Source organism: Porphyromonas circumdentaria (genome assembly GCF_900167105.1).
In the GTDB taxonomy this organism is placed as follows: Bacteria; Bacteroidota; Bacteroidia; order Bacteroidales; family Porphyromonadaceae; genus Porphyromonas; species Porphyromonas circumdentaria.
The window spans coordinates 44,324-58,816 of sequence record NZ_FUXE01000012.1 but is presented as its reverse complement, the minus strand read 5'-3'; the positions used below and the strand labels follow the sequence as shown (position 1 = coordinate 58,816).

The window sequence follows — 14,493 nt, the reverse complement described above, 5'->3', positions numbered from 1 at the left end:
TTCGATTTGTAAGCAAACATTTTTAAGAAGAAAGGCATTATCTCATCTTAAGTGTAGCTACGGAAAGAGCAGCCAAAATGATAGCTATGAGCCAAAAACGCACTACAATCTTATTCTCGGCAATCTTCTTATGAGGGCGTTGAATGATAGATTTTATCTGGTCGGCCTCGCCCTTTTGGAAGTGATGATGCAGTGGTGCCATGCGGAATATCCGTCGAGGCTCTCCGTAACGCTTGCGAGTATATTTGTAATATCCTACTTGAATCATGGTAGAGAGCCCCTCGACAATGAAGAGTCCGCCCATGATAGGGAGTAAAAATTCCTTACGTATGATAATGGCAAAGGCGGCTATGATCCCCCCGAGAGCAAGGCTACCCGTATCTCCCATGAATACTTGCGCAGGATAACTATTGAACCAAAGAAATCCGATAGTTGCCCCCACAAAGGCAGCTGCAAATATAACAAGCTCTTCGGCACCAGGTATATACATGATATTCAGATAAGAGGCCATCTGTATATGGCTGGAAACATAGGCCAAAATGAGTAGAACAAGCCCAACGGGTGCCGAGGAACCTGCTGCAAGCCCATCTAATCCGTCTGTCAGATTCACACAGTTACTCAAATAAGTAATAATCAAAATGGTTATTACAATGAAAAGCAACCACCCTGCTATCTGCTTATATTCATCAGGTACGGGCAGTATATCGGCATAATCGAAGTTATTGTTTTTGAAAAAAGGAATTGTCGTTTTGGTACTTTTTACCTGCTCGGCTTCAAAAAATACCTGCTCGATGGTGCCATCGTTACGCACTTCTCTATTCTCACGAATAGTAGCCTCGGGGCTCAGATAAAGTACCGTGCCGATAATGAGACCCAAGATAACCTGTACCAAGATCTTATACTTGCCCTTCAAACCATCTTTGTTGTTGCGAAATACCTTGATGTAATCGTCCAAAAAGCCGAGCATAGCCATCAGCAAGGTAGTAATGATCATCAGGATTACATAGATATTATCAAGGCGCGCCCATAGTATGGTAGGGATAAGAATTGCAAGGATAATGATAATCCCCCCCATGGTGGGTGTATCTTTCTTGGAGGATTCGCCCTCTAAGCCCAAATCTCGTACCACCTCTCCTATTTGATGTTTGCGCAGATAGTTTATAATACTACTTCCCACCCATGTAGCTAAAACGAGGGCCAATATAAAGGCCATCGTGGCTCTGAACGAAACGTAGTAAAAAAGTCGGCTACCTGGTATTTGCCATTGGGTAAGTAAATCACTTAGATAGTATAGCATGATATAAAATTGAGATTAAGAAGGATTGTTTAGTAGCGAGAGAGCTGTGCGCAGCTCTTCTCGGTCATCAAAATGGTGGCGCACGCCTGCTATCTCTTGATAGGTTTCGTGTCCTTTGCCTGCCACGACTATTACATCGCCCTTTTGTGCCAGACGGCAGGCGGTACGTATCGCTTCTCGCCTATCTTTATTAACGAGCGTGCGTATTTGTTCTGCTGGAGTAAGCCCCTCAAGCATCTCTTGTATAATTACTTCGGGGTCTTCGTTACGTGGGTTATCGCTGGTAAGAAGCAGCAAATCGCTACGGCGGAAAGCCTCCTGTGCCATAATCGGTCTTTTGCCTTTGTCTCTGTTGCCTCCAGCCCCGACTACCGTTATAAGGCGTGCTCCCTGCAAGAGTAAGGGGCGAATTGTATCCAATACTTTAATCAAAGCATCGGGCGTATGGGCATAATCGACAATAGCGGTGCAGGCTCCCGAATAGACCACTTCAAAGCGTCCCTCCGCTGCTTGGAGCGTGCTGAGTGCTTTAAGAAGTTCCTCTACGGGGAGGTTGGGGAGAAGTAGACGGGTTGCCGCATAAACAACCCCCATATTGTAGGCATTGAAGTTGCCCACCAATCGGCTCCAGACCTCTTTTCCATCGAGGAGCAAAGCGGTACCGTTGAGGTCTCTCTCTATCACTTTTATAGAAAAGTCTGCGGGTCGATTCAGCGAATAGGTATAGACTTGGGCAGCGCAATTCTGTACCATTGTGGCACCGTTCTTATCATCTGCATTGATAAGGGCAAAGGCCTCTTGGGGTAAACTGTCGAAGAATCCCTTTTTGGCACGGATATATTCGAGCATCGTACCGTGATAGTCGAGGTGATCTCTCGTTAGATTGGTAAAAATACCCCCACGGAACAGAAGAGAGCCGATACGCTTCTGCACTACGGCGTGCGAAGAGACCTCCATAAAAACGTAGGTACAGCCTGCTACGCACATTTGGTGCAACAACGCTCCTAAGGCGATAGGATCGGGCGTAGTGTGGGTCGCAGGAATGACCTCATCGCCCACTCGGTTTTCCACCGTGCCGATAAGCCCCGTTTTGTACCCCAGTTGCGAGAAGAGACGATAAAGTAAAGTAGCGGTAGTGGTCTTGCCATTGGTACCCGTAACGCCTATCAATTGCAGTTGACGCGAGGGGTGCCCCCAATAAAGCTCTACCAAAGCAGCCAACGCCGCGGGAGCAGAAGAGACCTGAAGATAGAGCGTTGTGTGCGCCTCGAATAGGCGTCGCTCCTCTTCGCTCGGAATGTGTTCACCGATTACAAGGCTTGCGCCAGCCTCTACCACCTTGGGGATAAAGCTCCACCCATCGACGGCAACCCCTGGGATAGCGACGAAAATACCCCCCTTGACTACCTTGCGAGAATCGGAGGCAATGTTGCAAAAGGAGATACTCTCGATTCCCTGATTTTCGAGATGGATAATCCAAGGCTTCAATCCCTCTACAATTTCTTGCAGCGTTAGAAGTTCGATAGAAGAGGGTGTATAACGATCACTCATGTTGTTTAGGAGGCGTAGAAGTATCTGATTGAATAGCGGTTGGGGCAGGGAGGTGCTTAGGCTTCAAATAGAGCAGTACCTGCTCGCCCTTTAAGATTTTGCTACCGCTGGGTTTAGACTGCTCCACGACCTCGCCTCGACCCTTCAAGTATACCGTCAAGCCGTGGTTCAACAGTAGGTAGTAAGCATCGGAAGCCGACATCCCTATCACAGAGGGCATAATCTCTCGACGTCGTGGCGTAACGGATGTGATAGCCATCTTTCTATCTTTCGATGTTTGTACCGTTACATAAGGTGTTGGCAAGGCTTCCTCTGCCGTGTACAGAGCGATACCCGTCTGTTGAGAGAAACGTTGCAAGGAAGTTCTCCTGCCCGACAATAGGTGCGGCATCGCAGAGGGTACCGCATCGGGTCTTACTTCCTCGAAGTTTATTTGTTTCTGTCGCTTGGCATCTGCTATCGCCACAGCCTTTACAATGGTCCCTGCCATAAGGGCTGCCGCAGGGCGACCCTTGGGGTTTTGAGGGCGTACGATATTGGCATAGACTGTATACCGTGGGTTCTCTGAGGGGAAATAACCGCAAAAACTCACCACGTGCTCATTATTGATGTACCCCCGACCTCGGTCTGTATAGCGTGCCGTACCCGTTTTTCCGCTGATAGCCACAAGTGGAGTGCGCAAACTTTTCGCCGTACCATCCGTTACCACCATACGTAGCATAGTACGCACGGCATCTATGGTATGGGGGGTAGCAATATCTGAGCGCAAGACGGTAGGCTTGTTTTCCAAAACGACCTCTCCACGGTTATTGACAATTTTATCTACCAGATAGGGACGCATTATATGCCCCCCATTGGCTATGGCATTGTAGAACGTGAGGATGTAAATAGGGGGTATCTGCATGGCATATCCGTAGGACATGCGAGAGAGGGTTAATTTATCCCAATACTTCTTCTCGGGGGAGTGAATCGTAGGGAAAGAGGGACGGGGGATATCACTCTTGAGCGAATCTCCAAAGCAGAGTGCTTTCAACTTATTGACATAATCGGCTTGACGATGCTCATAACCAGCTACTATCATCTTGGCAGTACCGATGTTACTCGATCTGGCCAGCACCTCTTCGTAGGTAAGCACGCCCACATTATGGTCTTGAATAGGCCTCCCTCGATAATGCCACACACGTGTGTTGCCGATATCAATCGATGCTTTAGGGTCGATGATACCGTCATTAAGAGCGATAACCATGCTTGCCGTTTTGAGAGTACTGCCTGGCTCCATAAGGTCTATAAAGATATGGTTACCGCTCTCTTCTATTTTGTTGGTCTTGAGGTTTCTCTCCTTGTTGGATATCGCCACGATGCGCCCCGTGTTTACCTCCATAACAGCAACCGAACCACGATAGGCTTGGTAGTGGTCGATCTGCTCCACAAGAGCCTTCTCGGCTACATCTTGCAGCTTCCAGTCGATAGTGGTGTAGACATCGGATCCATGAATGGGAGGATTTTTTTGAATCGTTGTAGAGCGATTGGTGCGGAATTTCTCCTCTCTGATACCGAAAGAGCCAGCAAGATACTTGTTGTAGTACTCTTCAATTCCCCCAATCGCTACCGTTATGCTATCTTGAGTTCTCCCTAAAACGGAGCCGAGAGCCGACTTTGCCATATCTCCGTTAGGAGCTCTTCGAGTGGATATTTTATCGGAGTTTAGTGCCATGTAGTAGGGTGTACGCTTTTTCGTTCTTTTGAGCGTATCACTTCCCCTTTTTCTCTCATAAACCCACATAAGAGAGTCTCCGATCAGAGCTTTATACTCTTCAAAAGTAATATTGCAACCATATAGGTCAGCTCCTCTTTTTCCCTTATTGGAGTATTCTAACCAACGTTGGATAAGTGTCTCCTTGGTTCTGGACTTATCCAAGGTGTGCAAACGAGGGATAGCGCGATACGAAATCTGCGTCAAAGTATCTAAGACCTGCCGCTCTTTTCTTCGATTGGTATCGCACAGGGTGGTATACCCCTCTGCACGGAAATCGAAACGCATACGAAAGAAGGGTACAGAGACCCTCAGTAACTCTCCCGTAGCGGCATAGATACTGCCTCTTTTAGGGTACTCTACGACATCTTTTGCGGGACGGTGGTTGCGCTCTATCTCACGCCACTCGGCACCCTCAACGCCTGCAATCCAATAGAGACGCCCCCAGACAACTACCGCAACAAGCACAAAAACCCATGCAATCAAATAAAATCGAAGCACGATGCCCTTGTGAACTCGTTTACTCTGCTCTATCCGTTCTTTTACAGTGTGAGGCAATTTGTCTTTCTGTGCATTCATAGGAGCCGTAGTTTAATAGTCGCTTTCCTCATCGTATAGCCCCTCAGGCTCGTTTACGTACAGCACAAAGAAGGGTTCTTTCGAGGGGGCAATGGTAGAGCCGATAGCTTGCAGGCGCAGCTCCACCTCGTCGGGACGAATGGCAGAGTGCAATCTGTAGGTAAGCTCCTGTTGCTTGCGGTATGTATTCTCCAACGAAGTTTCTAAAGTATCTATGCGGGAGATAAGATGGTTGAGGCGATACGATTGCCATATCCCTATCGTGCTCCATATGGCAACGACCAAGAATATAGCAATAGTCCAAGGGTTTTTGCTAAGAAATGCCCCCGAAAGAATTTTGAAGATAGATGCTCGTAACGAACTCTTTGGAGCTTTGGCATCCCCCCTTTTATGCGCAGCACCCGCAGCGGTCTGAGTGCGATACCCATTACGCCCCTCCGCACGGGACGAAGTTGGTTGGCGCAGAGGCAATGCCTGGAGTTCTTGCTTCTCTTCTCGGGGCAAGAGGGGGTCGCTATCGTGCGTACCCCTTGCCGATAGCGAGGTGCGCTCCTGCTCTTTTCGAGGTGCGCTCTCTGCTTCATTATCGCATCCATTGGGCATAAAATCCCCCGACAAAGAGGAGTTTTCGCCCTCATTGCCTATGGAAAGGTCTTTTCTGTATTCTTCTTCCATAAGAGAGATTTTACACTTTAGATATACCCTATTGAAAAACTACACAAAGGTAATGATACTGTCAAGGATATGCAAGGGAAGCAAAGAGAGAAACTCACTCTTTTTTAGAACTATAAGAAAGCATTGCGTACCGTTTAGCCAATGCGGTCATGGTAGCCTACCAAAATTGCTTGCCGTATGATGGCTGAGAAAGTATAGAGTAGCTCTAAAACCATCTACCCGTAGTATAAAAATATTTACAAAGGCTCTATAAATAGTTTCCTGCTTACTATAAACTTGCCTCAATAGGAGCAATACTCTATTCTTAATCTGAATATATATATTTTCAACTTGAATATACATATATTCAACCTACGTATATGTATATTCAATCTGCAAATAGAAAACACTTCAAAAGGAAAGTACTTTTACCTCCTCTCTTTCCGTACTTTTCATCAAAAAGAAAGGAAGTTTTTCTTAAGAATGGAGAGCCTCCCCTACCGAAGCCCCACAAAGAGTACGCGCGAAGAAGTCAGAAAAACGAGTTCTATATAATTATAAAAGAGGAGAATAGAGTATTTTAAGACCTACTATTTTATTAATCTTTTTCTCCCTCTTATTGTGTATTTCAAACTAATGTAGTACTTTCGCAGAGCGTTTAGCCCAGATGGCGGAATTGGTAGACGCGTTGGTCTCAAACACCAATGAGGTAACACTCGTGCCGGTTCGATCCCGGCTCTGGGCACAAAAAAAGAGGGCTGTGGCGAATTCAGTTTTGCCACAGCCCTCTTTTTTCTCTTTAGGATTTTACTTACTTCTTAAACACTTTCACGCCATCTACAATGTAGACCCCAGAAGGCAGTTGCTCAAACGGGATATTGAGTTTAATACCAAGTAGGTTGTATATGCCACGATAAGCAGGCTCTTCCTGGCTAATGCGCTCAATAGCATCTGGGTCGCCAGGCTTTATGACAATCTTACTTTTGATGACATTACCATCGGCATCACATACGGCATGCTCACTTTCGTTAAATGCCGCCCCTGCTGGTTCGGTGATTTTACACCCCTCGAGCGTAAACGATGCCAAGTCGCAGATGGAGCCCTCCGTACCTTCTGCGGTTACCGTTGCATTTTTAATAACAAGTTTAGCATTGCTCGACTGATAGAATCCCGAAAAGCCTTTCACCCCCTTAGCATCCACGCGACAACGATCAATGGTAAGAGTGGCCCCTTCATCCAAGTTGAACGAATTAGTTCCTCTTGATTCTGCATAAAGCTCTCCATCTCCCGAAATAGTTGTATTCCTCCAAAGATTAACCGTAGACCAAGTGGTGGACGAGAGTTTGCATGTTCCTTTGACTACGATGGTAAGTTCTTTTTTCACCCAAATGCAGTTTTTATCATCTCCTACCTCAATCGTTGCATCCTCCAGCGTGAGGGTATTAGTGTCTGGATTATACTCGACTGTTCCGCTAACGCCATCAATAACGGAGAGGTCGTTGCAATTCTCTGACGTTACTTGAACCCCTGCTATCTTGAGGTCGTATTTAACTGTGGGCTTTATGACAATCTTACTTTTGATGATATTGCCATCGGCATCACATACGGCATGCGCACCTTTGTTAAACGCCGCCCCTGCTGGTTCGGTGATTTTACAGCCCTCGAGCGTAAGCGATGCCAAGTCGCAGATGGAGCCCGATATACCTTCTGCGGTTACCGTTGCATTCTTGATGGTAAGATGCTCCCCGTTCTCTCCATCCTTTCCCGCTATGCCCCATTCGCCTTTGGCTTCTACACGACAGCCATCAATAGTAAGAGGAGTTCTAATCAGGAAAATTCCACAGTTATCGGCTGATGCCACGGAAAGCCTTCCTCCGCCCGTAATAGTTGTATTTTCTCTTAAAGAAAGAGCAGCTTTTACAGTAGAAAGATTACATGTTCCTTTGACTACAATTGTAAGATTTTCTTCTTGTGATTTGATGCATATTCTGTCATCTTCTATTTCAATCGTTGCATCCTCCAGCGTGAGGGTCTTAGTGTCTGGATCATACTCTACCGTTCCGCTCACTCCATCTATGACAGATAGGTCGTTGCAATTCTCTGACGTTACTTGAACCCCTGCTATCTTGAGGTTGTATTCGGTCTGTGCTTTTGCCATAAAAGGCATCGCAAACATTACAATGAACAGCGTAGCTATCGCCACGGACATGTTCCTTAGTGCTTGATTTTTCATTTTGATTTGATTTGTCTCATTATTGTTTGTTATTAAAACCATATTACCAGAAAATAAAGAACACAAGAGCGACTCCCTTTTGCAAATCTACATATTTTCAGTTAAATATCAAAGTTTTACTTTTTTAAAGGGAAGATTTCTCATAAACCGTAGGAAGCTCACTGTATGATAGGATAATGTGAGGCTTTGTATATGTAAAAGTCGATTTTTAGGAGGGCTTAATCATAATTCCGCATATACGAAGTTGTTTCTGCGTATATACAAAGATTTCCCTACGTATATAGAGCATGTTCTATTCGTATATTCTAATATGAAACCCCATAAGCCCTGCTATTAGACAGCACAAAGGCGGAAATAAGCCTCTCCCTTGAGGTTTCACTAAAAAATGTAGAATTTGTATCTTATCTCTCGAAACAAAGAGAAAGAAGAAAAGAAAAAGAAGTCTTACTCGGGCAGGGTAACAACCAGTATTTTACTGGCAGCACTGGGCGTTAAAGTCAGGGGGATAAGCACTGAAGGTATAAGCACACTGTGACCTTGCTCTACAAGCACTTTTTGTCCCCATCGATCCTCTATTTCCACCGCCCCATGAGCAACAAAAAAAACAGCACACCCCTCCGCTTCGGATGCAGTAAACATATAGGGCTTATCGATATGTAGCGTCGAGAAGAGAAAGTAAGGCGTAGATAGTAATCTGTTGAGCCTATTCTTCCTCTCGGTATAACGCTCCTTGTAGGGCGGAAAGGCGGTAAAGTCAAGCACCTCAAGTGCCTGCTCTAAATGTAATGGGCGCAGGTGTCCCTCTTGATCGCGCCTTTGATAGTCAAAAATACGATAGGTAGTGTCGGAGGGTTGCTGTACTTCTAAGAGGAAAGAGCCTGCTCCAATTGTGTGGATACGTCCTGCTGGAATGTAGAAAAGATTGCCCGCCTCGATAGCATCGTAGTGCAGTAATTGGGGCACGCAGTGCTCCTGAACGGCCGAAAGGTATTTTTCGCTTGTTACCCCCTGTCGAAAGCCCGCCGATATACGGGCATCTCCCGATGTTTCCAATATATACCACATCTCGCTCTTGGGAGAAACTTTATCGGGATGTACCTGTACGGAAAGGTCTTGCTCTGCATTGATCAGCTTAATCAGCAGAGGGAATCGCTCTCCGTAGCGAGCGAAGTGCTTTGTTCCCAAGATGTCCCTCCCATAGGCTTGCATCAGTTCCTTTAGTGTTTTGCCCTGCAAGCTCCCCTTATCCACGACGGAAAGATGCTCCTCGATAGGTGATATTTCCCAACACTCCCCTATCTTCTCCGAAGTATCTGCATACCCCTTATAGCGCATAAGCCGTGTCCCCCCCCAGAGAACAGGGCGGAATATCGGTGTAAAACTTAAGGGATACAGTGGTGTCGAGGGCATAAACGAATTGTAGCGTATAGAGCAATTACTGTTGGTCGCTATCCTCTGGAGCCGAAGAGCGGGAGCGTATGCGCCATTGCCATCGATATACGAAATAAAGTAGCAGAGGTAAAAGAAAAGAGATGCCGAGCTGAATACCTCTCTCGAGGGTAAAGGGCATCTTCTTAATTATAAAGACATAGAGTACTACGAGCAGTACCCATAGCTCCAAAGCTACGACGCTCCAGCGAATACGTCGGAGGGCTGCTTTTTTATCCTGTGGCTCTCGTCTCATTGCTTACAAAACTTAGCTACGTACTTTGTGATCCATTTCGAAAGGTATCACCATAGAAAGCTCGGCAAAGCCCATGTAGACCCCATCTTTGTACCAAGGGATTTGATAGATGAGCTTCTTCTTGCCCTTCTTCTCTATGGTGTAAACATGCTTCTCTTCGTGCTCCATCAGGTGTACCAAAAGAGAACGTGCAGGCTCGGGATGGCAGTCTAAAATGTTTTTACCGATGAGATCTTCTCCAGGCTTCTGATTCACCTCTTTGGATTGCTGATTCATCTCTAAGATCTTACCCTCTCTATCGCAAATAGTGATGGCTACATCTGCCTCTTCCAAATAATTCATACTATAAAAAGCTTCTTTTTATCCTCTTACAATAAAGGAACTATCTGTACAAAATACGTTAATCGTGGTGATAAGGCTCATTATTAAGTATCGTCAGAGCTCTATAGAGCTGCTCCGTAGCAAGTAGACGCACCATAGTGTGAGTGAGGGTTAACTTGCTAAGCGATATGCGCGACGGCACCCGTACATATACAGCTTCTGAGAAACCATAAGCCCCTCCTATGACCCACGTCCAACGTTTTATACCCGACAACATTCGCTTTTGCAGGAGTGCAGCCAACTCTCGACTGGTAGGCTCCTTGCCTCGCTCGTCTAAGAGTAATACTTCCTCTCCAGCCTTTATACGTTTTAGTATCTGCTCTCCCTCGAGAACTTTGAGTCGCTCGGGATCTTTGCGCAGTGCCACAGGGGTTACGTCGGGGATAACCTCTATCGTAAAAGGCAAATAGTGCCTTATGCGATCGATGTATACCTGTATCAGAGCCTCAAGATTGCGCTCTTGCGAAGGGCCTACCACCAATAAACGTATTTGCATCTACAGCGGTACTTGCGTTATCTGCTCTTGTTAGAAAGGCAAATCGTCTCCCTCTGCAGAGGCGGGAAACTCGGTTGCTACAGTTTGAGAAGCCGCAGAGAACGAAGGAGCTCCTATATTAGGATTGAGGTAATCATTATTCACAGAAGCTACTTGAGGTTGCTCCATAGAGTTAAAGCCTCGAGTTACATTCCATGCACGTACTTCGGTATACCATCTGCCGTTAAACTCACGGCTCTCGAGATCTATCTGTACGGTCAAATCTTCACCCTCTTGAATGTTGAATTGATCGATACGATCTCCCCAAAGAGAAAAGCAAATCTTCTTGGGATATTGTCCCAATGTCTCCAATACATACTCCTGTTTGCGCCACTGATTCCCCGCTTTGCTTGTCCCCCCTACCTCGGGAGCGACAAAGATGATTCTTCCTTGAATTTCCATATATAATTATTGTACAATAAATGTTTCGTTTAGTATAGAGGTTTGAAGCCGATGATTCGACGCACTTCACTGATGGTCTTTCGGGCACTTTCTCTTGCTCGCTCGGCTCCCTGTGCAGCGACTTTATCGAGATAAGCTTGATCTTTTTGTATCTCTATGATGCGCTCACGGATAGGAGCACAAAAGGCTACCAAGTCCGCTGCTAACTGTTTTTTCAGGTCTCCATAACGGATAGAGCAATCGTTGTAAGCCGCTAAAAAGTGGTCGTAAACCTCTTGTGAAGAAGCTATTTGCAACAATGTGAACAGGTTCTGAATAGCCTCGGGCATATCGCTATTGGGCGTTGTGGGACCACTATCCGTAACGGCACGCATAACCTTTTTGGTCAAAGTCTTCTCGTCATCAATCAAATAGATTGCATTTCCCTCACTTTTACCCATTTTCCCCGAACCGTCCAGTCCTGGTATTTTAATGGACTTATCCCCCAATGCCCACGATTGAGGTTCGGCAAAATACTCTGTTTGATAGATTGTATTAAAACGACGGGCAAACTTGCGCGCCATCTCCATATTCTGCTCTTGATCTTTGCCTACGGGTACACGCACAGCGCGATGCAGTAAAATATCTGCCGCCATGAGTGTAGGGTAGGTGAGAAGCCCAGCATTAACATTGTCGGGTTGTTTGCGCGCCTTCTCTTTGAAAGATGTAGTACGCTCTAACTCGCCGAGATAAGCATTCATATTAAGGTAGAGATAGAGCTCCAACACCTCAGGCACATCGCTCTGTCTATAAATGGTAGCAACCTCTGGATCTAATCCGCAGGCAAGATACTCGGCAAGTATCGTGTGTGTGCTACGTATAATATCTTCGGGACGTGGGTGGGTGGTAAGAGAGTGCCAGTCTGCAATAAAGAAGAAACTATCATACTTATGCTGCATCTCTATAAAACCTCGGACTGCCCCGAAGTAGTTACCCAAGTGTAAATTGCCCGTAGGGCGTATACCACTAACTACACGTTCCATTTAATTACTTTTTATTCTTAATCGTATGGACAAAGGTAACAAAAGTTCGCGCCTTAGGAAATAGAGAGAGAACTCTATGGAGAAAGAGCTCTTTGCACTCTCTTTGCTTCAAAAAGATAAGGCCCACAGGAAAAACCTGCGAGCCTTACTACTACACTTCTCTTATGAGGAGAAGTATTTATTGGGTCATTTCAAGTTAAAGAATAACCTTCAAAGCGAGACATCCCTTAACGCGTACGATAAATGTTTTCTCTTGAACAGCGTCGAAATGTAAGGTTGTATCATTAGCTACCTGAGAAGCGATGAGCTTACCCGCCAAGTCAAAAATCTGTACATTTTCGCCTAAACATCCCTCGGGAACGGTTACATCGAACGAACTACCATGGTCTGCCAACAAGATTTCGCCCTTGAAAGCCTCAATAGCCTCGTTGGAATCGGGTACATATTCTCCTTTTTCATCGTACATGAATGAGATACCACCGTAACGTACGCCTTGAAGTGCTACAAACTGTAAGAATACAGATGTTTTAGACTCTTCGTGGCGATAGGTTTCTGTACCTGTAACACTACTATATCCTCTATATTCATAACCTGCCTTTTCGAGTATTTTTCGAAGGGGGGCTGTGTTATCGATAAAGAGGAAAGTAGAGGTGAATACTGTTGCTTGAATGAAAGCCCCTGTATCTTCTGTATAACGAGTATTAATGAGAGGGAAGTCTGAAAGTCCTGTCAAGAAAATATCGTTATGAGGCTTCATGCTTTCGGGCACTCTGATAAGCTTGTTGTACTGCTCAGTAAAGAGAGTCAACTTACAAGTATTTTGAGCAAACTCTTTTACCTCTTCTGCTCCATGCCTCCAGATGGTAGGTACGGCAGGGAAAGTGGTTCGGTACTCTTCAAAAGGAACAGCCTCTACGGTGAAAGTTGTTTCACCGAATACATTATTCTCATCGAATTGATCCAAAGAACCTTTCACAGCACCCGCAATACGCACCTTTACAGTTCCCTCACCTGGTTTAATGGCACGATACTTATCGCCCGAAGATTTAATAACATCTGGAGTAAGAGACTCCAATTTTATGACAATACGATTTGCCTTTATGTGATTGTATGCCTCGGCAGAGTACTCCTTTATAAACATCGCATAGTCTTGAGATACTGGTATTGTAACTCTATCGAAAAGAGGCTTAAACTCAGAAGATATGGGAGTTGGCTCTTCCGAAGAGGGTTTCATTTTCGTAGGTACAGGCAGCCCTTTATTTACGTTTTCAATAATCCTCCATGGTCCGTTGGGGCGATTTTGATTGAGTTGATCTACAAAAGCAGGCTTAGCCATTTCCTCGGCAGATACGCTGGTAACATCGTCCACAGCTGTCTTAGAGCTTACAGGATCATAGTAACAGTTTTCGGTAGTAGTAGATTGCATTGCACAAGTCATAGGGTGAGGGGGAGCATCATCTACATTAGAAGCCACTTCTCCCGCATTGTAGCAATTTTTTATAACAGGTCTCTTTGCTACAGCGGTACCATCTATATTTGCCAACATACCTGCGGCATGGTAAGAAGCTCCGTTTTTACCCGCATGAACCGTCCCTGTATTACCACAATCTTCTATGGACAAATGCCCATATTTAGTCTCTCCAACGATACCACCAACAATACCCATCCAATCTTCGACAACACCTATGTTAAAACATCTTCTAACAACACTTCCCTTAGCATTGTCCAATCCAAGTATTCCTCCTGTCGTAGAGTGTGCACCTCTTACATGCCCTGCATGAGTACAATCTTCAATAACATTCTTATCTCCCGCAAGAATTGCACCAATCACTCCTCCAGTATTGGGGTCTGAAATACTTTCCACATAAACTTTTTTGCCTATATGACAGTTAGAAATAACAGAGTTGGCCATAACAGCACATAAACCACCTGTAATTCCCTGACCTTTCAAGGTACTATTCTCTATTGTGAGATTTTTGATGGTTGCATTCTTGACCATACCGAATAAGCCTACCGCTCTTTTTGTCTTTGCTTCGATAACCAAATTGTTGATGGTATAGTCTCCTCCATCGAAAGTACCACAGAAGTAATGAGGGGTATAACTAGAATTATGGTTGTTACCAATAGGTTTCATGGTTTTCCCTGTCATGTCGATGTCCTGCGTCATCTTAAAGAAAAGCCCAGTACAATCGTTTTGACTCTCTTCTACAAGTTTAGAGAGTGCAATAATATCGTCTGCAGTAGACAATAGATAGGGAGTAGCTTCGGTTCCATTACCCCCACTAAAGGGAGGAATCGATGCATGTTGGGCACTTGCACTTGTCATGGAAAAGACAAAAAGACCCACAAAAACAACTAAAGTAGATAATAATCGTTTCATAGTCACTTATTTAATTCTTTTT

The 14,493-nt window shown here is 45.2% G+C and carries 12 protein-coding genes and 1 tRNA gene; 1 reads left to right on the top strand and 12 read right to left on the bottom strand.

Annotated features, from left to right (window positions below):
- Window positions 1-37 precede the first annotated feature (37 nt).
- The 4 genes from mraY to B5D06_RS06255 are packed head-to-tail and all read right to left on the bottom strand — an operon-like array spanning window position 38 to window position 5,855.
- Window positions 38-1,297, bottom strand: coding sequence for a phospho-N-acetylmuramoyl-pentapeptide-transferase (gene mraY, locus B5D06_RS06270; protein WP_078737158.1), 1,260 nt, complete (start codon window positions 1,295-1,297; stop codon window positions 38-40).
- Window positions 1,298-1,312: 15 nt separating this feature from the next.
- The gene (locus tag B5D06_RS06265; RefSeq protein ID WP_078737157.1) at window positions 1,313-2,848 is read right to left on the bottom strand and encodes a UDP-N-acetylmuramoyl-L-alanyl-D-glutamate--2,6-diaminopimelate ligase; all 1,536 of its coding nucleotides are present in this window, start codon (window positions 2,846-2,848) and stop codon (window positions 1,313-1,315) included.
- Window positions 2,841-5,180: a penicillin-binding protein gene (locus B5D06_RS06260; RefSeq protein WP_078737156.1), complete on the bottom strand. Its 2,340-nt coding sequence runs from the start codon at window positions 5,178-5,180 to the stop codon at window positions 2,841-2,843. Before B5D06_RS06260 ends, B5D06_RS06265 begins: the two co-directional genes overlap by 8 nt.
- 12 nt (window positions 5,181-5,192) lie before the next feature.
- The gene (locus tag B5D06_RS06255; protein ID WP_078737155.1) at window positions 5,193-5,855 is read right to left on the bottom strand and encodes a hypothetical protein; all 663 of its coding nucleotides are present in this window, start codon (window positions 5,853-5,855) and stop codon (window positions 5,193-5,195) included.
- Between the two features lie 640 nt (window positions 5,856-6,495).
- Here B5D06_RS06255 and B5D06_RS06250 point away from each other — a divergent pair.
- Window positions 6,496-6,579, top strand: a tRNA-Leu gene (locus B5D06_RS06250).
- A 66-nt stretch (window positions 6,580-6,645) separates the two neighbouring features.
- Here B5D06_RS06250 and B5D06_RS06245 read toward each other — a convergent pair.
- From B5D06_RS06245 to B5D06_RS06210, 8 genes are all read right to left on the bottom strand, one after another.
- On the bottom strand, window positions 6,646-8,067 hold the full coding sequence (locus B5D06_RS06245; RefSeq protein ID WP_143742630.1) for a peptidase: 1,422 nt from the start codon (window positions 8,065-8,067) through the stop codon (window positions 6,646-6,648).
- Between the two features lie 444 nt (window positions 8,068-8,511).
- Entirely contained in the window at window positions 8,512-9,477 is a 966-nt protein-coding gene (locus B5D06_RS06240) for a type I phosphomannose isomerase catalytic subunit (protein WP_078737153.1), read from the bottom strand.
- Between the two features lie 25 nt (window positions 9,478-9,502).
- Window positions 9,503-9,751: a hypothetical protein gene (locus B5D06_RS06235; protein WP_078737152.1), complete on the bottom strand. Its 249-nt coding sequence runs from the start codon at window positions 9,749-9,751 to the stop codon at window positions 9,503-9,505.
- A 12-nt stretch (window positions 9,752-9,763) separates the two neighbouring features.
- Entirely contained in the window at window positions 9,764-10,093 is a 330-nt protein-coding gene (locus B5D06_RS06230) for a PAS domain-containing protein (RefSeq protein WP_078737151.1), read from the bottom strand.
- A 58-nt stretch (window positions 10,094-10,151) separates the two neighbouring features.
- A complete protein-coding gene (locus B5D06_RS06225; protein ID WP_078737150.1) occupies window positions 10,152-10,628 on the bottom strand; it encodes a 23S rRNA (pseudouridine(1915)-N(3))-methyltransferase RlmH in 477 nt (158 codons plus the stop codon).
- A 30-nt stretch (window positions 10,629-10,658) separates the two neighbouring features.
- Window positions 10,659-11,069 carry a DUF3127 domain-containing protein gene (locus B5D06_RS06220; protein WP_078737149.1) on the bottom strand — a complete coding sequence of 137 codons (411 nt, stop codon included), beginning with the start codon at window positions 11,067-11,069 and terminating at the stop codon, window positions 10,659-10,661.
- A 29-nt stretch (window positions 11,070-11,098) separates the two neighbouring features.
- Entirely contained in the window at window positions 11,099-12,091 is a 993-nt protein-coding gene (gene trpS, locus B5D06_RS06215) for a tryptophan--tRNA ligase (protein ID WP_078737148.1), read from the bottom strand.
- A gap of 196 nt (window positions 12,092-12,287) precedes the next feature.
- The gene (locus B5D06_RS06210; protein WP_078737147.1) at window positions 12,288-14,471 is read right to left on the bottom strand and encodes a M26 family metallopeptidase; all 2,184 of its coding nucleotides are present in this window, start codon (window positions 14,469-14,471) and stop codon (window positions 12,288-12,290) included.
- Window positions 14,472-14,493 lie beyond the last annotated feature (22 nt).

Excerpts from the sequence above, each read along its gene's own strand:
- B5D06_RS06260 (WP_078737156.1), bottom strand. The coding sequence starts at position 5,180 with ATGAATGCACAGAAAGACAAATTGCCTCACACTGTAAAAGAACGGATA.
- B5D06_RS06230 (WP_078737151.1), bottom strand. The coding sequence starts at position 10,093 with ATGAATTATTTGGAAGAGGCAGATGTAGCCATCACTATTTGCGATAGA.
- B5D06_RS06220 (WP_078737149.1), bottom strand. The coding sequence starts at position 11,069 with ATGGAAATTCAAGGAAGAATCATCTTTGTCGCTCCCGAGGTAGGGGGG.
- B5D06_RS06235 (WP_078737152.1), bottom strand. The coding sequence starts at position 9,751 with ATGAGACGAGAGCCACAGGATAAAAAAGCAGCCCTCCGACGTATTCGC.
- B5D06_RS06255 (WP_078737155.1), bottom strand. The coding sequence starts at position 5,855 with ATGGAAGAAGAATACAGAAAAGACCTTTCCATAGGCAATGAGGGCGAA.
- B5D06_RS06265 (WP_078737157.1), bottom strand. The coding sequence starts at position 2,848 with ATGAGTGATCGTTATACACCCTCTTCTATCGAACTTCTAACGCTGCAA.
- trpS (WP_078737148.1), bottom strand. The coding sequence starts at position 12,091 with ATGGAACGTGTAGTTAGTGGTATACGCCCTACGGGCAATTTACACTTG.
- B5D06_RS06240 (WP_078737153.1), bottom strand. The coding sequence starts at position 9,477 with ATGCCCTCGACACCACTGTATCCCTTAAGTTTTACACCGATATTCCGC.
- B5D06_RS06210 (WP_078737147.1), bottom strand. The coding sequence starts at position 14,471 with ATGAAACGATTATTATCTACTTTAGTTGTTTTTGTGGGTCTTTTTGTC.
- B5D06_RS06225 (WP_078737150.1), bottom strand. The coding sequence starts at position 10,628 with ATGCAAATACGTTTATTGGTGGTAGGCCCTTCGCAAGAGCGCAATCTT.
- B5D06_RS06245 (WP_143742630.1), bottom strand. The coding sequence starts at position 8,067 with ATGAAAAATCAAGCACTAAGGAACATGTCCGTGGCGATAGCTACGCTG.
- mraY (WP_078737158.1), bottom strand. The coding sequence starts at position 1,297 with ATGCTATACTATCTAAGTGATTTACTTACCCAATGGCAAATACCAGGT.